The 21,139-nt window shown below is 38.3% G+C and carries 18 protein-coding genes; 14 read left to right on the forward strand and 4 right to left on the reverse strand.

What is annotated here, in order from left to right:
* Positions 1-88 precede the first annotated feature (88 nt).
* The 11 genes from IPM71_01245 (at position 89) to cyoE (ending at position 12,720) form a co-directional block, all read left to right on the forward strand.
* Positions 89-3,562: a hypothetical protein gene (locus IPM71_01245; protein ID QQS51376.1), complete on the forward strand. Its 3,474-nt coding sequence runs from the start codon at positions 89-91 to the stop codon at positions 3,560-3,562.
* A 208-nt stretch (positions 3,563-3,770) separates the two neighbouring features.
* On the forward strand, positions 3,771-4,085 hold the full coding sequence (locus IPM71_01250) for a heavy-metal-associated domain-containing protein (GenBank protein ID QQS51377.1): 315 nt from the start codon (positions 3,771-3,773) through the stop codon (positions 4,083-4,085).
* Positions 4,086-4,115: 30 nt separating this feature from the next.
* A complete protein-coding gene (locus IPM71_01255; protein ID QQS51378.1) occupies positions 4,116-5,168 on the forward strand; it encodes a 4Fe-4S dicluster domain-containing protein in 1,053 nt (350 codons plus the stop codon).
* Positions 5,169-5,180: 12 nt separating this feature from the next.
* Complete coding sequence (gene nrfD / locus IPM71_01260; GenBank protein ID QQS51379.1) at positions 5,181-6,518, forward strand: polysulfide reductase NrfD; 1,338 nt, start codon at positions 5,181-5,183, stop codon at positions 6,516-6,518.
* Between the two features lie 12 nt (positions 6,519-6,530).
* On the forward strand, positions 6,531-7,427 hold the full coding sequence (locus tag IPM71_01265; GenBank protein QQS51380.1) for a cytochrome c: 897 nt from the start codon (positions 6,531-6,533) through the stop codon (positions 7,425-7,427).
* 15 nt (positions 7,428-7,442) lie between these two features.
* Positions 7,443-8,246 carry an SCO family protein gene (locus IPM71_01270; protein QQS51381.1) on the forward strand — a complete coding sequence of 268 codons (804 nt, stop codon included), beginning with the start codon at positions 7,443-7,445 and terminating at the stop codon, positions 8,244-8,246.
* A 2-nt stretch (positions 8,247-8,248) separates the two neighbouring features.
* The gene (locus IPM71_01275; GenBank protein QQS51382.1) at positions 8,249-9,871 is read left to right on the forward strand and encodes a cbb3-type cytochrome c oxidase subunit I; all 1,623 of its coding nucleotides are present in this window, start codon (positions 8,249-8,251) and stop codon (positions 9,869-9,871) included.
* A gap of 12 nt (positions 9,872-9,883) precedes the next feature.
* On the forward strand, positions 9,884-10,498 hold the full coding sequence (locus IPM71_01280; GenBank protein QQS51383.1) for a cytochrome c oxidase subunit 3: 615 nt from the start codon (positions 9,884-9,886) through the stop codon (positions 10,496-10,498).
* A gap of 7 nt (positions 10,499-10,505) precedes the next feature.
* Positions 10,506-10,793: a cytochrome C oxidase subunit IV family protein gene (locus IPM71_01285; GenBank protein QQS51384.1), complete on the forward strand. Its 288-nt coding sequence runs from the start codon at positions 10,506-10,508 to the stop codon at positions 10,791-10,793.
* A gap of 71 nt (positions 10,794-10,864) precedes the next feature.
* Complete coding sequence (gene coxB / locus IPM71_01290; GenBank protein QQS51385.1) at positions 10,865-11,791, forward strand: cytochrome c oxidase subunit II; 927 nt, start codon at positions 10,865-10,867, stop codon at positions 11,789-11,791.
* A gap of 59 nt (positions 11,792-11,850) precedes the next feature.
* Complete coding sequence (gene cyoE, locus IPM71_01295) at positions 11,851-12,720, forward strand: protoheme IX farnesyltransferase (GenBank protein ID QQS51386.1); 870 nt, start codon at positions 11,851-11,853, stop codon at positions 12,718-12,720.
* Between the two features lie 21 nt (positions 12,721-12,741).
* Here the strand turns inward: cyoE and IPM71_01300 are convergent, their stop codons facing one another.
* Positions 12,742-13,182: a tetratricopeptide repeat protein gene (locus IPM71_01300; GenBank protein ID QQS51387.1), complete on the reverse strand. Its 441-nt coding sequence runs from the start codon at positions 13,180-13,182 to the stop codon at positions 12,742-12,744.
* Between the two features lie 295 nt (positions 13,183-13,477).
* Between IPM71_01300 and IPM71_01305 the strand changes: the two genes are divergently transcribed.
* Positions 13,478-14,692 carry an IS701 family transposase gene (locus tag IPM71_01305; GenBank protein QQS52759.1) on the forward strand — a complete coding sequence of 405 codons (1,215 nt, stop codon included), beginning with the start codon at positions 13,478-13,480 and terminating at the stop codon, positions 14,690-14,692.
* Here IPM71_01305 and IPM71_01310 read toward each other — a convergent pair.
* Both IPM71_01310 and IPM71_01315 read right to left on the reverse strand, forming a co-directional pair.
* The gene (locus tag IPM71_01310) at positions 14,681-16,903 is read right to left on the reverse strand and encodes a hypothetical protein (GenBank protein ID QQS51388.1); all 2,223 of its coding nucleotides are present in this window, start codon (positions 16,901-16,903) and stop codon (positions 14,681-14,683) included. The genes IPM71_01305 and IPM71_01310 overlap by 12 nt on opposite strands.
* A 7-nt stretch (positions 16,904-16,910) precedes the next feature.
* Positions 16,911-17,429 carry a hypothetical protein gene (locus IPM71_01315; GenBank protein ID QQS51389.1) on the reverse strand — a complete coding sequence of 173 codons (519 nt, stop codon included), beginning with the start codon at positions 17,427-17,429 and terminating at the stop codon, positions 16,911-16,913.
* A gap of 574 nt (positions 17,430-18,003) precedes the next feature.
* On the opposite strand from IPM71_01315, the gene IPM71_01320 reads away from it, so the two are divergent.
* Together IPM71_01320 and IPM71_01325 are read left to right on the forward strand one after the other, a co-directional pair.
* Positions 18,004-18,714, forward strand: a complete 711-nt coding sequence (locus IPM71_01320) for a ParA family protein (GenBank protein ID QQS51390.1) — start codon at positions 18,004-18,006, stop codon at positions 18,712-18,714.
* A 4-nt stretch (positions 18,715-18,718) separates the two neighbouring features.
* On the forward strand, positions 18,719-19,162 hold the full coding sequence (locus IPM71_01325; protein QQS51391.1) for a hypothetical protein: 444 nt from the start codon (positions 18,719-18,721) through the stop codon (positions 19,160-19,162).
* 974 nt (positions 19,163-20,136) lie between these two features.
* Here IPM71_01325 and IPM71_01330 read toward each other — a convergent pair.
* The gene (locus IPM71_01330) at positions 20,137-20,730 is read right to left on the reverse strand and encodes a hypothetical protein (protein ID QQS51392.1); all 594 of its coding nucleotides are present in this window, start codon (positions 20,728-20,730) and stop codon (positions 20,137-20,139) included.
* Between the last annotated feature and the right edge of the window lie 409 nt (positions 20,731-21,139).

Genomic DNA, 21,139 nt, shown 5'->3' on the forward strand with positions numbered 1-21,139 from the left:
TTTACAATTCTATCGAAATTCTGAATAAAAAGTTTATATTTAGGATAATAATGTCTGGAAATGATGTTTATTGCCGATTATACATGATATGCAAACTAAAGTGCGACAATCGATTTTTGTTTTCTGGATGTTCATTTTCTGTTTCTTATTTCAGAATGAACAAATCACTTTTGCCCAATCTGATTTTCAACCACCCAAACCTATTTTTTACCATTACACCATTAACCAGGGGCTTTCGCAACAGATTATCCGGTCGATAAGCCAGGATGCAACAGGTTTTTTATGGATAGCCACCGAAGATGGCCTTAACCGTTTTGATGGCTATGAATTTGTAAATTACTACAACGACATAGACAACCCCAATTCATTACCCGACAATTTTATTTATTCGCTGGTGGCATCCTCCGATGGTGGTTTGTGGATTGGCACCAATACCAGAGGAGTTGCAAAATACAATACTTCCTCCAATACCTTCAGTACAATTCAACCGAAAGAGGCGCCTGATTCATTTCTGTTTCAATCCAGAATTTATGCCTTGCTCGAAACACCCGACAAAAAATTATGGATTGGCACCTACAATCATGGTTTGTATCGATACGATATGGTAACTAGCAAATTGATAGTATTCAGACACGAGCCAGGCAGTATTGGTTCTCTTCCCTCAAATACCATCTTTGCTCTTAGCTACGATCCTTTCGAAAATCTTTGGATACGCACCGACAAGCATTTGTGTGGATATGATTCGAAAAACAATTCGTTTAAAATTTTCGATCTTCCGGGTGAACTCATCAATGCCGATTTCACAGGGTCGATGATAAGCGATGAGAATGGCCTGCTCTGGACCTCTTGCGAAAAAGGGCTTGTGAAGTTTAATACAAAGACTAATCAATTCGAGATAATTCCTATTGAAAACGACAGGGGGAAATCGATAGAGATTATTGAAATCATTGAACAAAACTCCGAATATCTTTGGTTAGGAACCTATTCCGGAATATACCTTTATCATAAAAATACAGGCAGTTTATTGAACTTCTGCCATGTTCCGCTCAAAGAAAAAACCCTCTCGCAAGATGTGGTAATCTCTCTCTACCTCGATAAAACCGGATCGCTTTGGGCGGGTACCGGTAGTGCAGGATTGAACAAACTCAACATCAATTCGAAACAATTTACGCTCTATCAGCAGATTCCTGGTAATTCCCAATCTATTTCGGACAACCTGATACGTTCCCTTCTGGTCGACAACCAAAACAAAATCTGGGTTGGAGGGGTATCAGGAACTATTGATGTAATTAATCGCAATACACAGCAAATCAAACAAATTAAAGGTCCGGCAGGAGATAAATCCGAAGGTGTCGTTGGTTTTAGCAATTGTTTTATGGAGCGTAGCAATGGAGAAATCTGGGTTGCAACCTGGGGCCAGGGAATTTCCATTTACAATCTTCAGGGTTCGTTGCTGAAAAAATTCGACGACCAACTGTTAGATAATGGGCAAGGTGACCTGGATAGAATCATCCATCAGCTTACCGAAGATAGTTTTGGTAACATTTGGATAGGAACCGAAACCGGACTCATACTTTACAATCCTGAGTTGAATGAAGTTCGAAAATTTGTTCATAACCCACAAGATAATAAGTCCATTACGCCATATGGGGTTCAGTCGAATTGCATAATTGTCGATGCATACAACAATGTATGGGTTGGCACCTGGGGAGGTTTGAACCGCTTAACTCCCGGGAACGCGAAAGAAAATAGTTTCAATGCGGAATATACTATTTCAAGGTATACACGCCAATCAGGAATGAAAAATACTATAGGCGATAACCGCATTATTTCAATGGCCTATCATGCCCAAAACAACCCAAACGAAATACTGGCTGGTACTTACGGGGCAGGACTGAACCGAGTAAGTTTCAATCCGGAATTGCCTGATAAAATAAACGTTGAAATCTATGGCAGAAACGAAGGCCTTGCAAACAGTGTGATTTACACCATCGAATACGATGCTGAAGTGAATGCCTGGCTGGGAACCAACCGGGGTCTCTCGCGCATAAACCTCCAAACAGGACAAATCAATAATTTTTACGAAAACGATGGTCTCCAATCCGATCAATTCTACTGGGGTGCTTCATGCACTGGCAACAACAATGAATTATTATTCGGAGGAGTCAACGGATTCAATGTGTTTCAGCCTGCTGAAATTATTAGCGACTCCACCTTACCACGAATCGTATTTACAAAGCTTAAAATATTCAACAAACCAATCGAAATTGGTGAGGTCTTAAACAACCGTATTGTACTACCAACCAATTTAAACCAAACAAGCAAAATTATTCTGAAGCACAGCGAAAAAGTGATTAGTATTGAATTCGCCGGATTACACTTTGTTCACCCCGATGACAACAGATACCAATACAAACTGGCAGGTTTTGATACCGGGTGGGTATCGACAAACGGCAACCAGAGAACGGCCACCTATACCAATCTTGCACCAGGCAAATATGTATTTAGTGTAAGGGCATCTAATTTCGATGGAGCCTGGTCTGAGCAACCTAAAAGCCTTATTATACAAATAGTACCACCCTTCTGGATTCGAACCTGGTTTCGTGTTGTTTTAATTGCACTGGTTCTAAGTGCAATATTTTTCATAGTAAGACTTCGCACGATACGCATTCTCGAATTAAATAAAATACTGGAGAAAAAAGTTTTGGAACGCACGAGCGAATTGTCGGAGAAAAACTACCAACTTACCGAACAAGCCCACGAAATAAAGACTACCAACGATGATTTGAAATCGAAACAGCAACAACTGTTAGACCAGGCCAAACAGCTTGCCGAGCAAAAAGAAGCGCTGACAAAAGCAAATCAAACGAAAGACAAGCTTTTTTCGATTATTGCACACGATTTAAAAGATCCGATTAACAATGCAAAAGGTTATGCCGATTTACTCATTTATCGCTACGACCATTATAACGATGAAAAGAAGAAGAACCTCCTGGCAAGTTTGGGAAATTCAATCGAATCGATCTATAATTTGCTGATTACCCTTTTAAACTGGTCGGGTACTGAATATGGCAGAATTATTTTCGAACCTCATCCGCATATGCTCAACCAGGTGTTGGCCGAAAGTATCCACCAGGTGCAAAAAGCAGCTAAGAAGAAGGGTGTGAGCATAATCAGCCATACCGAATTATGCCAAATTCAGATTGAAATTGACAGAAACCTGATTGACACAGCCCTGCACCATTTATTGCACAATGCCATTAAATATTCACCTAAAAACAGTCAGGTTATCGTTAGCTGCGAATGCACCGAAGAACTAGCCCATATTCGCATCAGTGATACTGGATCTAGCTTGTCGCCCGCCATGATCGACCAACTTTTAAAGGACGAACAACCTCTGCCAACTCTTGGAACCACGAACGAAACAGGGCTTGGGCTAGGATTTGCCATCAGTAAAAAATACATCGAAAAACATAATGGCAGGATTTGGATCGAAAACAATAATGAGGCAGGCAGTACAGTAATTTTTGAAATTCCACTTCGCCATCCTGTCGGTTCTTAAAAATCATTCGCAATGCTTATTTTTTATCGAAGGAAAAAAGCACAATCTAATAAGTTTAACATTTTAAGACTGCGTAGATACATAGTTATGTGCTATTTTTAGCAAAAAAAATGTTAGCCTGGATAAGCAATTTATAAATACAAGAAGGCTAATTCTTATTCTGGAAAAAGATTACAAAGTTTTATACATTTAATAAACACTATTTTTTATGAAAAAAATCTTTTATATAAGCATTCTTGCAGCATTTGCTTGCAAAAACCCCAGCCCTGAAGCAAAAACTTCCGAAGTGGAGGCTAAAACTGCACAAGTTGAAATAAGCATCGAGGGAATGACCTGTACAGGATGTGAAAACACCATTAATGCCAGCCTTAAAAGTATTCCGGGAGTTTCTTCAGTAGAATCGTCGCATTCAAAAGGAATAGCCAAGGTTGCATTCGAGCCTGAAAAAACCGATACTTCTGCTTTCAGGCATTTAATTACAGAAGCAGGTTACGATGTTGTGGCTATTCAAAACATCGAATAGAAATTTTACAATTACGCCAAATAATCAGCAATGCAAGAAAAACATATTCCGGAAGAAACTAATCCGGCCCAATCGAACGAACCGATCGATTCGAGAAGGGAATTTCTGAAACGTTTTGGACTAGTGGGTGCAGCTGCAGCAGCTGGCACGGCGGCAATTTACACAGGCTATGTCTTTGAAAAGAAAAAAGGCAAAGACGAATACATTACCGTGCTTACAGCCGACAATAAGCTGGTAAAAGTTCCCAAAGCACAGATCGAAGAAGTAACCATCGACAAAGCTTCATTGCAATCGCGCGGAAGAGTTGGTTTAGAAGGCCGACGCTTTGTAATGGTGATAGACCTTGCAAAATGCCGTAATGCCCGGAAATGTATTGAATCGTGCCAGGAGGCTCATCACCTGCGGCCACATGAATACCATATCAATACACTCAAAATGCAGGACTCGCCAACTACGGCGCCCTATTTTATGCCCAAACCCTGCCAACATTGCGACAATCCGCCATGCGTATCGGTGTGCCCGGTAGACGCCACCTTTAAACGCCAGGATGGAATTGTGTTAATAGATAACCAACGTTGCATTGGTTGTCGTTTCTGCATGGCTGCCTGCCCCTACTCGGCCCGGATGTTCCATTGGGAAGAACCCCTGTTTACCGAAGAGGTCAACAAAAAATCGCTCGAATACGAAGAATTGGTAAAGAAAGGAGCGGGTAACACCGACCTGGCGCAACTTCTGAAAAAAGAAATTACTTATGATGTAGAGCTTAATACCCCTCAGAAAAAGGGAACCATATCCAAATGTCTCTTTAGTGCCGACAGGTTGCGCGAAAATAAATTACCCTATTGCGTATCGGCCTGCCCCAATGGAGTATTTTACTTTGGCGACGAGAACGAAGATGCTGTAACCAATGGTACCACCAAAGAAACTTTTGTACTTAGCAGCCTACTGAAAGACAATGCCGGATATCGCCTGATGGAAGAACTGGGCACCAAACCCAGAATATATTACCTGCCTCCAAAAAACAGGTTGTTTGACGTGCCCGAAGAAGACGTAAATGCAATTATACCAGATCCTCACGCTTAAAGATAAACACCTATGACGAAACATAATCCTGCTTTCGATCCCAGGAACCCACGTATCGACCAGATTGCCAATGATGTACTCAAACCTGTGGGACTAAACTCGAAATTTCATGCCTGGATGGGTTTTTTAAGCATTATACTCATTGCCTGTATTTATGCCTACATCATTCAGATCGACAAAGGTTTAATTGTTACCGGCCTGCGCGATTATGTCAGCTGGGGCATGTACATCTCGAACTTTGTATTTTTTGTAGCTACCAGCTTGGTAGGAATGTTGATTACCGCAGTGCTTGGACTTATGGGTTATGAATGGCAAAAACCTATTGCCCGCATTGCTGAGATTATTGCTGTAGCCTTTGCTGCCGTAGCCGGACTGGTTATTGTAAGCGATATGGGACGCCCCGAAAGATTGGCCTATGTCTTTATTCATGCAAGGGTTCAGTCGCCCATTCTGTGGGATGTTACTGTGGTAACAACTTATCTGGTAATCAGCTTTCTTCTGTACCTTCTGCCCATGATTCCCGATCTGGCTATCAGCAAAGGTCGTTTGGGCAACCAACCCAAATGGATGGTAAAATTGTACGAGATATTGTCCTTTAACTGGACGCATCATCCGGAACAATACAAGATTCTTTTTAAATCCTTGCGAATATTAATGATTCTGGTAATTCCGACTGCATTTGCCATTCACACCGTCACTTCCTGGCTATTTGCAGTAACACCCCGAAGTGGCTGGGACAGCACCATCTTTGGACCCTACTTCCTTACAGGTGCCTTTGTTGCAGGATCTGCAGCCCTGGTTATTGCCATGTTTTTCTTCCGTAACAATTACAAGCTTCATCAATACATCGAAGAGATTCATTTTGATAAAATGGGTAAACTTCTGGTGCTAACCTCAATTGTATATCTCTATTTTAATATCAACGAATTTCTCGTGCCTGCCTACAAAATGAAAGCTGCAGATAGCATACACCTTCATGAACTGTTTTCAGGCCATTATGCTTTTCTATTTTGGATGGTTCAGCTGGGTGGCTTAATTATCCCCATTATCTTGTTGCTGTTCAAAAAATTTCGTAAACCATTCCCGATTACAATTATTGCTGTGATTGTGTTACTAGCTGCCTGGTTTAAACGTTTTCTGATTGTAGTGCCCACCATGGCCCATCCTTACCTTCCAAAGCAATATGTTCCGCAGGAATGGATGGTTTACAAACCAACCCTGATAGAAACGGCCGTAACGGTTGGTGCCATCGTGTTGGTGGTGATGATAATTACTGTGTTGGCCAAAGTTTTTCCGGTAGTTTCAATTTGGGAGCTGGCAGAGGAGAAACACAAGAAAAGTGACGAATAAAACCTTACAAAAATGCAAATAAAGTATACTATAATCTTTTCATTCGCAGCATTGGCTTTCTGCCAACTAAATGCACAGGAAATCTGGGAAGTTCCTGCCGATCAGGCTACCAAACTAAGTCCTTTTGAGTTTAGTGCCGAATCGCAAAAAGCAGGTTCAGAAATTTATACCATCAATTGTGCATCCTGCCATGGTATACCGGGTAAGGCAAATGCAGTAGCTCTCGTCCCCCCTCCCGGCGATCCTGCTGCAAAGAAATTTCAGGCTAACACCGATGGAGCGATGTACTACAAAATACGCGAAGGCAGAGGCGCTATGCCATCATTCAAAAACACACTCACTCCAGACCAGATCTGGAATGTGATTTCGTACCTGCGCACCTATAATAAAAGCTATGTGCAACAGGTTGCAAAAGAAATTCAAAGGGGTGCTTACGAGGGCGATATCGAACTGACGCTTTCCCACCTGGCAGAAAAAGGCCTTATTGAAGCCCGTCTGGTTGGAATTAAAGATAGCATTCGCGAATCCATTGGAGGCGCGGCTATTCAAATGATTGCAGTTCGGATGTTTGGCAACCTTCCGCTCGAAGAAGAAAAAATAACCAACGAAATGGGACTGGCATATTTTAAAGTGCCTGAAAAAATGCCTGCTGATACACAGGGTAATTTGAATCTGATAGCCCGCTTGAGCGACCAGGAAGCCTTTGGTCAAATAGAAAGCAAGATTGCTATTCAAACCGGAAAACCAACCACAGCACCAAGCCTCAGGGCCGAAAGAGCCATGTGGAATACCATGGCCATGGCCCCGCTTTGGCTCCTGTTCACCTATGCCATTGGAGTGCTCGCTGCCTGGGGAACCATTTTTTACATCCTGCTTCAACTTAAAAAGATATTCTTTTTGGGTAAGTAATTTGAACAAAAAAACATGAAAACACTTCTTACTGGTATGAATCGACAAAAGCTCTTGTTACTTCTATTTTTATTCACTTTTACCACGCATTGCTTTACGCAGACAATGCCTAACCAGGATGAAACAATAGGTATTGACGAAAAATTGGGAGATACTTTGCCCTTGGATTTAACCTTTGTCAATGAGCAAAATGACACCGTAAGTTTAAGGCAACTGATCGATAAACCTACCATACTTTCGTTTGTTTATTTCGACTGTCCCGGATTATGCAGCCCTTTGTTAAACGGTGTATCCGAACTGGTTACTCACCTCGACCTGGTGCTGGGAAAAGATTATGAAATTATTACCATCAGCTTCAACACCAAAGACAATCCGGAAAAAGCACAGATTAAAAAGAAAAACTTTGTACAGAAAATAGGTGCCGAAAACCAGCTTCATTGGCACTATCTTACCGGTTCCGATGAGAATATACAAGCCATCACCAAGGCTGTTGGATATAAATTTAAACCACAAGGGTTAGACTTTTCGCATCCTTCGGCTATAATTATGGTGAGCCCCCAGGGGAAAATTACAAGGTACCTTTATGGATTGAACTACCTGCCTTTCGATGTTAAAATGGCCACAATTGAGGCTCAGAAAGGCTTACCACAGGCTTCTATCAATAAATTTTTAGAAGTTTGCTTTGCTTACGACCCACAAGGCCGTACCTATACCTTGCAGGTAACCAGAATTGTGGGCATACTTTCTATCGCCATAGCCCTCATTCTGATTACTACTTTGTTAATTAAAGGAAGAAGAAAAACTATAAAAACTGAATAAACATGGGGAATGAAAACAAATATACACATGTAAGCTACCTCGAACATCAGGGACGTTTTAAGGGTATTATGTCGTGGCTTACCTCCACCGACCATAAAAAAATTGGCCTGATGTACCTTTATGCCATTGTGGTATTTTTTCTGGCAGCTGCTGTATTAGGATTACTCATGCGCATCGAAAAAATGAACCCGGGTGCGGACATTATGGATGCTCAAACCTACAATGGAATTTTTACCCTGCACGGGGTGATTATGATATTTATTGTGGTAATACCGGGAATAGCGGCCGTGTTTGGTAATTTTTTCCTGCCCATAATGATTGGGGCCAAAGACGTGGCTTTTCCGAAACTAAATCTATTTTCATGGTATGTCTACATTACAGGTGCCATTTTAGGTGTGTTATCGCAATTTGCAGGAGATGGACCTCCCGATACCGGCTGGACCTTTTATGTTCCCTACAGTGCCGATTCGAACACCAATGTGATATTTGCGCTCACCGCGGCATTTGTGCTTGGGTTTTCGTCGATATTAACCGGACTTAACTTTATTGTCACCATTCACCGGCTCAGGGCACCCGGCATGAGCTGGTTCAAGATGCCTCTTTTTCCATGGTCGCTCTATGCTACGGCCTGGATTCAACTTTTGGCAACACCCATTGTAGGCATTACTTTGTTAATGGTCATTGCCGAAAGGGTATTGCACATTGGTTTTTTCGACCCGGCATTGGGTGGCGACCCTTTGTTGTTTCAGCATTTGTTCTGGATTTATTCGCACCCGGCGGTATATGTAATGATTTTACCTGCCATGGGAGTTGTCACTGAGATATTTCCAACTTTCAGCCAAAAGCCTGTTTTTGGATATGGAGCCATTGCCATTTCAAGTCTGGCCATTGCCTTTGTGGGATATTTCGTTTGGGGACATCATATGTTTACCACTGGAATCAGCTACTGGTCGCGATGGTTCTTTTCTTTCTTAACCTTTATTGTGGCCGTGCCCAGTGCCATAAAAGTATTCAATTGGATTTCGACTATGTATGGCGGATCAATCGATTTAAAACCTCCTCTCTTGTATGCTATCTCATTTATTTTCCTTTTCCTTATCGGAGGTTTTACAGGACTTACACTCGGAGCGTTGGCTACCAACGTGCACCTGCACGATACAGATTTTGTGGTAGCTCACTTTCATTATATTATTTTTGGCGGAATGGGATTTGCCTTTTTTGCTGCCATGCACTATTGGTACCCTAAAATATATGGACGCATGTATAGCGATAAACTGGCCTATATTGCCTGGGGAATTTTATTCGTTGGATTCAACCTACTTTATTTCCCCTTGTTTATCATTGGCATTCAAGGTATGCCGCGCAGGTATTTCGATTATCTGCCCGAATTTCACACCGGACAAATGATTTCGAGCATTGGCGCCTATATTCTGTTTACTGGTCTGATACTTATGATAGGAAACCTGATTTATCATCGTCGCCGCGGAGCTGTAGCCCCTTCCAATCCATGGAACGGAGTAACATTGGAATGGCAGATCGAATCGCCACCCACCCACGAAAACTTCGACGAAATTCCGGTGATCAAACACCCGCCTTATCTGTTCAAAAAAAACGATACTAATTAATCCCCGTTGGGTATGACAAATCATTCTGGACACCCTCACCAAATCGACAGCGAAACCGGTAAAATGGGAATGTGGTTATTCCTTTTTACAGAGTTGTTTCTATTTGGTGGCTTATTTCTGGCCTATGCTGTTTTGCGTATTCAGCATGCCGAAGGTTTTCATCGTGCAGCGCAAGAACTGGATATTTTTATTGGAACCCTCAACACGGTAGTGCTTCTTGTAAGCAGTATGACTGTAGCCATGTCGATTACTGCATTGCAAAAAGGAAATAAGAATTTGTCCATTGGACTTATTCTAATTACTGTTTTGCTGGCAGGTGTGTTTATGGTAAATAAGTACTTCGAATGGTCGCATAAATTCGAACATCACCTGTGGCCAGGCTCAGAAGTTTACCTAAATCTCGACCGTACAGAAATAACCTTTTATGGGCTTTATTATATGATGACAGGTTTACATGCCTTGCACGTGTTTATTGGTGCCATTTTGCTAATTGTTACAGTATTCAGAATTAAAGCCGGTGTGCAACATGCGGGACATTATGTGCTGCTCGAGAACAGTGCTTTGTACTGGCACCTTGTGGATTTAATCTGGATTTTCCTGTTCCCTTTATTGTACCTGATAACCTAAGATAACTATGGAAAACAACGAAAAACATCATATTTCGAGCTATACTTCACATGCACTAGTTTTAATAGCATTGTTGGTTTTAACATTCATTACCGTGTATATTTCCAAATTTCATTTTGGTGTCTTTTCGGTAGGAGTAGCTTTATTGGTGGCCAGTGTGAAGGCCACAACTGTTTTAACCTGGTTTATGCACCTCAAATTCGAAAGCAAATTTACTAAATGGATGGTTGGAGGGGTTTTTATCCTCTTTGCATTGGTTGTTATAATTACCTTTATTGATTATTTGCTGCGATAAAGCCTTATTTTGACACCAAACTTTGGTAAATAAAATATTTCAATCTGAAAAATTAAAACCGATACAAACTTATGTTTAACGGAGCATCAAACTTAGCAGAAGGAGTCGATAAGGCCTTTGTATTTATTTTTGCTACTGCCTTTGTATTTATTGTTGGCATTACCGCCTTTATGATTTGGACAGTGATTAAATATCGCCGGTCGAAAGGTAAAGAAGCTGCTCAATTTACAGGCAGCGTGAAGCTTGAGATTATCTGGACTGTTGTTCCATCTATTCTGGTGCTCATCATGTTCTGGTATGGCTGGATGGGATTTAGGGAGATGCGCAGGGTACCCAAAGATGCATTGAAAATAACTGCCATCGGCCGCATGTGGGAATGGGAATTCGATTACGGCGATGGAAAAATCTCGAAAAAACTGGTGATACCCGTTAACCAGCCTATCAGGCTCGATTTGGTATCGAAAGATGTTAACCATAGCTTGTTTATTCCTGCTTTTCGGGTAAAAGAAGATGTGGTGCCCGGGTACAACAATTTTCTTTGGTTTACCCCCACCTACATGGGAACCTATGACGTTTTCTGCACCGAATATTGCGGGTTGCTACACTCTGCCATGATATCGACCACCGAAGTAGTATCGAAAGAAGAATTCGATACCTGGCTGGCCAATCTCGAAGCCACTGGCGATAAACCCGATCATCCGGGGCTCGCTGTTTTAAAAGCCAATGCCTGTCTCGCCTGCCATTCTATCGAAGGAGCCAAGCTGGTTGGGCCAGCCTTTAATGGCACATTTGGAACCATAAGAACAGTAACCGATGCACAAGGTAAAACAAGAAATCTGCTGATTGATGCGGCTTATATAAAACGATCGATTTATGAACCTAATACCGAAGTTGTCGATGGTTATGCCAAAGGACTGATGCAGGCTTATGATCAAACTATTTCGGAAGAACAAGTGCAACAAATTGTAGAATACCTCGAAACGATTAAGCAAAATTAGGTCTTTATTTACATTGCATTGCCTGCACTTACTAAGAAGAAGAAAACAGGATTAAAACCTTGAATACGAAAATAAATTCCATTTTTAGTATCTATAAAAAACTTGCAAAGCATCGTTTGTCGCTACTCGTAAGTTTTTCTGCCATGGTGGGTTACCTGGTAGCACCGGGCCGATCGATTGGGGAATTGTTCTGTCTATTCTGGGGAGTTTATTTTCTTTCGGCAGGAGCCTCGGCACTCAACCAATACCAGGAGCGCAATTACGATGCCCGAATGGAACGTACCCGAACACGTCCAATTCCTTCGGGTGAATTATCGGCAAACAAAGCGCTTTTTATTGCCCTTGTTCTGATGGTTTTAGGGGCAACTCTTTTAGGATTTAACTCGCCACTTGCCAGCATGCTTGGCCTTTTGAATGTGGTAATTTACAATTTTATCTATACACCCCTAAAAGTAAAAACCCTCTTTTCTATTTTTCCGGGAGCATTGGTAGGAGCTATTCCTCCAATGATAGGCTGGGTATCGGCTGGCGCAGCTCTTTCAAACCCTGGCTTGCTTTTTATTGCTTTGTTTATGTTTTTCTGGCAATTGCCCCATTTTTGGCTGTTGCTCATTAAATTCGGTAAAGAATATGAAAAGGCCGGATTTTCAAGTATTTCCGTTTTTTTCACTAACAGACAGATCAGACATATTGTATTTTTCTGGGCGGGTGTTACAAGCATGTTTTTGTTTTTCTTTCCTTTATTTGGAATTCAACTCCCCTATTTCCTGGCTATCTTACTTATTCTGCTCAACATTTATTTTATATTCCGGTTTTTCAAACTTGTGTATGCCAAAGATGAACAGCATGCCTTGCGCAGTGCCTTTATCCTGATCAATTCCTATCTTATGATTGCCTTGATTATATTGGTAATAAACAGCTTTCTCTAGCGAGATTTCACCAATTTGTTTTTAGTACTGATCGCGGCAAAATTCATCGAAATAAGCTTTCGCTTCGTTATCTCCTAGCTGGCTGGCCTTTTGCAAATCCTGGCAACCTTCCTGGTAAAGATCGATGTAGAAATGGGACAAAGCCCTGTTGAAATAATAATTCGCATTGCTCTTTTCCTGTTCAATTGCAAGCGAAAAATACTTAATGGCCGAAACAAAATCGGTAAGCATGAAATAGGCATTGCCTAAATCATAAAGCAGCCCGGGATTGTTGTTATCAATTTTTAATGCCTCGTTGTAATCGTTGATGGCGCTCTCGTAATTGGCCAGATTAAAATAAGCACTTCCCCTAGCTTGGAAAGCTTCTGTAAAGCTACGATCAAGACTAATAACTTTGGTAAAATCGACTATAGCTTTTTCGTACTCGCCTGTTTCGTAATATGCATTTGCCCTATTAAACAAAGCATCGAAATGGTTCGATTTACTTTTAATTCTACTTTAACAGATTAAACAAAACCCTTGTAAACATTGATATTTCAAGGAAATTCAGTATCTTCAATGCACAGAAAAACAGGCTTATCGTTCCGAAAAATGTTTAATACAACGTAAAAATAATAATCGATATGGAAAAACACTGACCTCTGTAATAGAGCGAGTTAGTGTTCACCTTAATGATTATCAGCATGTATTTTGTAATTCAACAAAGAAGTTCTTTGACAAAGCACAGCAATATTCATTAGGAATAATACAAAGTCAGATGCGCAATATTGAAAGAATAAGCGAAGATTTGGGAGCTAACTACCATCAAATGCAGCACTTTATAACTGAGTCTAACTGGGATCATCGAGTTTTGATAAATCAAGTAGCCCAGGAAGTAAGCCAGGTTTTACCCAAAAGAAAACTTACAGGATTGATTATTGATGAAAGTGGTTGGGTAAAAAAAGGCGACCATAGCGTAGGCGTTGGACATCAATATTGTGGGAATGTAGGGAAACTATCAAATAGTCAGGTTGCGGTATTTGCTTGTTTAAGTAATGGGGATTTTGCATCAATGGTTGATGCCCGACTATACCTTCCCAAGGCTTGGTGTGACGACAAGACAAGATGCGAAAAAGCAGGCGTTCCTGTAAAGCACCGAACATTTAAAACTAAGCTCGAACTGGCATTAGAAATTATTCGCCAGCAAGTAACCAATGGCATCATCTTCGATTTTATTGGAGGCGATGGTTATTATGGTAACGATGTGGATTTTGCCAGCAGCATAGATTTGCTTGGTTATCTGTACATGCTGGATATCCATAAAGACCAAAAAATATATTTGGAACGTCCTGACTTGGCTATTCCCGAGCGAAAAAGCAATAAGGGTCGTGAACCCAAGAAATTAAAAGCAACTACAGACGAATTAAGTGTATCAAAATATTTACAGACTTTAAATGACGAAAATTGGCAGCGTATTAGTGTTCGTAATACAGCCAAAGGAGTTCTTGTAGCTGACTATCATTTTATAAAGCTTTGGATAATCAATAACAGTAAAATGCAAGTAGAGCAAAGGTTACTGGTTATCCGTAAAACGAAAACCAAAGAAGGCAAGGACGAAATAAAATATTCTTTTACCAATGCTAATCTTGAACAATACACTAAGAAAGCTATAGCCTATATGCAAGCACAACGGTACTTTGTAGAACATTGCATAAAAGAATCAAAACAGATACTCGGGCTAGACCAGTTTCAGACACGAAAATGGCTTGCATGGCAACACCAGGTTGCATTAAACTTTTTGGTCTCGTCATTTATTTTAAAAGAAAAATTGCATTGCTTTGATGATTTACCTTTACTATCGGCTCGTGATATTAAAGAATTTATCACTTTTAAACTTTATAAACAGATGACCGAAGAACAAATGATTGATAGAATTTATGACCGGCATTTAAAACGACAGCGTGATATAAATTACTCATATTCAAAATTGTAAATCTGTTAAAGTAGAATTAATAAGATTTTTTAATGCGCCAGGATCATCATGGGAATATAATTTCTCCTTTCCGTTTACACCAAATTGCAAGAGGCTATTTACTAACCTATCTTTTGTAAGGTGTTCCTCTGGATAATTTTTAAGGATTGCAAAAAGCCTTTCATCTGAGATACCATATTCCAGTTGAATATTTCGAATCTGATTGTAATCTATTTTTTCTTCCCTGCCGGCATTTAAAAACATGAACATATCGTGTAAGACCCTATCCTTATTTTCGCCATTAAGTATCTTAAAATCCTGGGTAGGTATATTTTTGATAAAGTCTTTGAGGGCACTCTCATCTGCATTAATACGGGCGTACTGCTTTATTGAATCATAATACTTTGAAAAATCTATATTATGGTACTCTTTTATGTTTTCAGCAATAAAACATACTCTTTCGTTTGCATCCTGGGTGGTATCAATAAACTCCAATGGATGGTTTTCCCCTACAACAAATTTTCCATCTTCATCCAGGCTGTTCTTATAACATATCAATGCATTGTAGATTTGATCACCAATAAGCTCGTTTCTATATAAACCTTCAACCGTATTATTCAATAAGCACTTTTCATAATTCAAGTTGATGTATTGGGTCAATTCCTTAAGCTTATCGGCTTTCTGCAATTCATCCAATTCTTTAAACTCTGAAAATCCATATTTTGAAAAACCTATTGTATAATCAATTAATCGTGTGGTGGAATCTTTAGGATTAAAACCACTGTAGATATCTGCCATCAAGAACCTTGTTGCTTTATGCAACCTCTGCTGAATTGTTTTGAAATATTCCTTTTCGTTGTCATTTAATAAAGCCAGCTTCTCTTTATCGTTTTCCTTGCTGTAGCTTACAAAGGCGGCAACCTTTTCTTCATCTATTTTATGGTCATAGAATTCATTGTATTTAGTTATAAAACCCCTGAATTGATCATAATAATCATCCGATTTCATATTGACAATCTCAGTGGGCGTATTTAAAAGAAATTGATCATTTAGGTATTTCTTAGATTCCTCAGTTAAAAACGAACCAACATTTTTAATTGTGTGCCCATCATCCAATTTTTTCTTTAAGTTTATCAACCCCTGGAAAGCATCGTACTTAGTGGAGTTCTTATATTCACATTTTACTTTCTCAGTAATATTGTACTTCTCTTGGATATATTCAAGGGCCCTATCAAACTCAGAACCACCTATAGAGTGCTTTATCTTTCCTCCAAAGTTTAACCCCAACAGATGATTTTCAAGGTAATTATTGAAGTTCTTTACGCTGAAATTGTTCCTTTGAAACTTACTTACAGTTTGCAGTCCGGTAAACAGTGTATTGATATTATCCTTTTCAAATCCCCCCAAACTCTCAACCATATTCATATCAATCCTTTGACTTGATTCAAAGCACTTATTGAGTACATCAAGATAATTATTTGTCATATCCAGTTTAAGCGCTTCGTCATATTTTGAAAACTGACTAAAATTTACCTTATCCAGGAACATTTTTAGACTTTGGGGTTGAACATACATCTGGGAAAAATCCTTAACCCCATTATAACAAAACTCGTTTCGATTAAAGGTGGTAATCTTACAACCAATTGGATTAAGGGTGTATTTCATTTCCCTATCCCGGTTACTGACAATAATATGCCAATGCATATTCTCACCTTTCTTTATATCCCCTTCCTTTACCCTACCTTCAATTACATCTTTATCATCGGATTTATACACCCTTTCATTGTGCCGTATTGCAAACCATACTAGGCTATCTTTAGTAAATTCAAGGGCTTCACCACTGCGCCTTTTCATGTTATAATTTTTAGCGTAATCATCCATCACCTGGCTTACATATTCCAGTTCCATTTCTGGATTATCTTTAAAAAGCTGTATTTCCTCTGCGCTGGGTGATATATTTAAAGAGGTAAACTTTTGATATTCTCTTAAAGAAGGGTTTTCCCCATTTTCTAATTTCTCAATATAATCCTCGAAGCTTCTAAGTCCTTTTACATTGTTGTCAATGGCCATTGTAACTTCTTCCCTTGTAAAGACTCCATCATCGTTGAAATAGTGGTAGTCTTTCTCCGGAAAGTGCTTTTCGCTGGTAAGGTAATTGGAGCATCGTGATACCGAACCTACATTTTGATAGTTGGTATTACTGTTTTTGGGGTTTATAATTTTTATATACATCCCTTCTTTATTTTTCTATTTCGCCTAATGTGTGGGTAAAATCCTCCATCACTTTGTCAAAAACATCCTCCTGTTCCTCCCCTAAAATAAACTGTATTGATTGCAAATCCAATTTAAATCCAAGCCTGATTAACCCATATAATTGCTTTAATACCTCTGAAATATTATTCAATTCGCGGTTAACATCTGCATTACCACCCCCCGAAAATGTCCTTTGACTGCCCAATGTGTTCATCGAGGAATCGATTTTTGAATAGATATTTTTCTCTGCATTGCGAAAAAATGCGATGTACCTACTGGTTTGTTTTTGCATTTGTTCACCAATTGGACCATATTCTGCGGGTAACATTTTGACTTTGGTGAAGAAATTTAGTGCCTCATCGTAGTTCTCCCGATAGGTAGTTTTTTGTCCTTGCGCCTTTTTAAAATCAACCAATTCATTGAATTGCTCCAGGGCTTCCTTGGAAACACGTATCTTTACAAATCCATCATTTGCCCCCATCTTTATACTATTTATTAATTTCATTTAAAGATAGTTAATTATTTTTAATTTGCAACTTTGCCCCCATTACAAACTTTGTTTGTAATTATTAAACATTATATATCAATACTAACGTATTGATATGTATGTTTATCCTCTTGCTAAATAAAACATTAAACCTTTTCTCTTAGTCAAACATCTCTCACGAGTAATCTTCATAATATTCAGTACACGCTTCGCGCAAAGGGACCAGAACCATAAATAAAAGTCAAAAAATTAAAGAATTAATAAATAGTGGTATTGTAGTATTAATAAATAGTGATGTTGTGTAGTTGTGATGTTGTATTATTGTTATGTTGTAATGTTGTTAAATTAATTTTACTACATCACAATTATTTGTTTTTACAATATATTACTTTATTACTTTCTTAATTAGTTAATAAATTGTTTATGTAATATTTTAATTTATTGTATTTTTGATAATGTAATAATTTAATAAAATAATGTTTTATATTATTAACGAATTAATTTATTAAAACATTAAAATGTTAACCTTAGACTAAGGGGTAAATATGTTGAGTTCTCCGATACTAATTTTCAAACTAATACTAATTCCAAAATGGCCGTAATTATTTCTTTCGCTAATCAAAAAGGTGGTGCTGGAAAAAGTTTTATGACTGAGCTTTTTGCCAAAGCACTAAACCACTCTTACAAAAAAAAGGTTCTTGTAATTGATTGCGACCCTCAATGGACAATTACTGAACTTCGTAAGGACCACGCCAGAAATTTTCCTGAACTACCCTTTCGCTATGACTGCAAAGCTGCAAGCTTAAAGCAGATTGAAAAAATCGCCAAGGAAAACAATGAAAAGTATAATTATATACTGGTGGATATTCCTGGCTTTATGCATACTCCCGATGGTGAGAAAAACTATCTTATTGACCTTTTAAGAATATGTGATGTCATATTTATGCCTTTAAAGGCCAGTGAAGCTGTTCTTAAAAGTAGTGCGGAGTTATACCATACAATTGATGAACTCATTGAGGATAAGAAAAAAATGGGCTTTGATATGGATGTGTGGGCCTATCTGAACCTTTATAAAAACAATTCAGAGAATATTGAGTGTTCCGCGGACGATTTTGCCTTACTTAAAAACAGGGGCTTTAAAAATATGCTTAAGACGCATCTTTCTGAAATTGCCGGATACCAAAGAACATTCGAACACACTCCGGAGTCTGTTATGGAATCACCCTTTGTCAATAAGGACCATAAAAAGCAATTTCAACAACTTGTAAAAGAAATGCATTCAATCACATCATCTTACGAATAACGCCATGGCAACAAATACCAATGTTCAGAAAAAGAAAAAGCGCAGCTTCATTTCTGGTTCCCCTGACCCTGCGGGAACTCCCCCTGACAAGGAACAATTTCTAAATGAAACTAATATCCTTGTCAAAAACCAGAAAAAAGAGGAAAGTAAAGTTGCTGACCAGGAAAAACAAATTCAGGCACTGCAGCAAGAACTTCAGCGCAAGGCGATAAGCGGCGAGCTTAAGGAAAAACGACAAAAGCGCTATCAAAGTCGCAAAACACTCACCACCATTGAGGAAACCCAGATACCCGAAAAGTATCTTGATGAAGGTGAGACCAGGGCTTCTATTCTACATGCTCTCAACGAGGAGTTTAATATTTATTGCCGTAAAAATAAGATTAGGGCTAATGCCCAACTCTCGCTTTTAGTTTACAATTTCCTAAAAGAAAAAGGACATTTAGACTAAGGGGAAAAAATATAAAAGAAATTAATTAGATACTTTTATTAGGATGCTTCCTGTATAACAGCTGAAGCACCAGGATAATTTCTTGAAAACATCTTTTGAGCTTCCCGAAGGTTTTCAGCAAAAAAATACTTTTTAGAATTGGTCCATAAAACCTCAAATTTTTTCACTTTAATAATTGGTTGTCTGTTTCTCAGCTCCTTGCTTGGAAAAGGGAAAGAAATACTCGGTTTCCCAGTAGTATTTAGTTTGCTTAACGGAAAAGCTAAACGAGCGATTACCAGATGACCGAAAAGGTTCTCTCCAGAAGCTCAAAAAACAATATAAAATTTAATCTTCCCAAATATATTTTCGGGACCAAGAGTACTTGTACTGACATCCTTAATATTGCCAAAGCCTGTTCAAAAGTAGAGTCATGTTCGCTATGAAATAATTTGGGTTGTGCAGTAAATTTATCAATCTCTTGTTTGGCAAGATGAACAAGTTTTTCTATTTCATGCTATGTAGTGGCAGAACCTAAATTTTAATGTAACATATTTCTTTCTTGAATCTTTGGAAACACATGAACTGAGTTGCTCCCAGAAGGATTGAGTTTCTTCCTAACAAACATCTAAAAATACTAATTAGGGGAAGCGTTCAGAGCCAATTAGCCTGATATGCCTATAAATACCAAATGAAAGTTATATTTGTCTGATATATTGCTAATTAATTCAGGGGAAAGTGTAAAATGTATGGCCAGAAACTAGCAGAAATGATAAAAAATGGTGGGAAAATTTACTCCTTCCCTTCGTATGGTCCCCAGTGGGACTTTATATCTTGTTTATATTTATTTAATTATGAAATTGTTGACCCGAAATTGACCCCGTAAGGATCCTGAAAGAAAATCAAATACGAAAATTATATATCTTATAAAAAATAAGTTAAGAATTAAATACTAAGAACGAACAAAAAATCCAATATATTAAAACAGAAAATTATTAGTCTGATACAATATCTAAAGAATTATTATAAACAACTGAAGATGAAAGGAGATAGACTACTTTATCAATAAACTTCTTTTCTTCATCTACGTTTAAATCTTTATTATTCGATAAAAGCTGCTCAACCAAATCATAACCAGTAAAGTCATCATTATGATGATATAAGTCAATAAAAATTTTTGACCATCCCTCAAGATATATCTCATCTACAATTCCATCAAAAATTGATGGTGATATTAAATAATAATGCTCACCTTGAGTTGTGAAAATCTCTTTCTTGTATGTAAGGTAATAGGGAAGTAGGTTCCAATTATAGGAAGTCTTAACTATTATTACATCATTGCAGAAAACGAAATTCTGATTTAGAAAAGAATCTATTCCTTTTTCTAATAAACTCTGGGTTTTATAAAGTTTATTTTTCTTTCTTTCAATTATTGTAGATAATTCAGGTAAATTCTTACAAAAGAATTGCGTTTGACCTTCTAAAAACAAAATATCTTTTAACATCTCCACTTTTTGTTCATCACCCTCATTTAAACAATTATTGTAATTAATTAAGATGTTTTGATAATTGATATTTTTAAAGTGCATATCTAAGAATAGATTTGATCTGCTAGGGATTTTATAATAATTTACCATTCTTTATAAATGCTATTTATAATAGTTATTAATCTTTTAAATGGCTTGCTATTCATTCATAAATCGGAGATAAACGTTTTTATTAGCACCAACATTAAGCTTATATTTGCTAATGGTATACATAGCTTTTAAATGAGGCCATCGGTAGCCCTTTAACGTTAAAAAAGTCATTACTAATACTTTCATATAGTCATCCTATTTTTAGTTAAGATTTTAATGTAATGCAATAAAAAAGGCTTTATACTAGAAATGATTGAACCACTCTAGGTCAATTTTCACTAAATCCTTTTAGTTTAGTTCTATTAGTTTAAAGGCATCTTCTGCAAATTTCTCAAATAAATTAATACTATTTCCTCAAATA

It is taken from the genome of Bacteroidota bacterium (genome assembly GCA_016699695.1).
In the GTDB taxonomy this organism is placed as follows: Bacteria; Bacteroidota; Bacteroidia; order Bacteroidales; family UBA10428; genus UBA10428.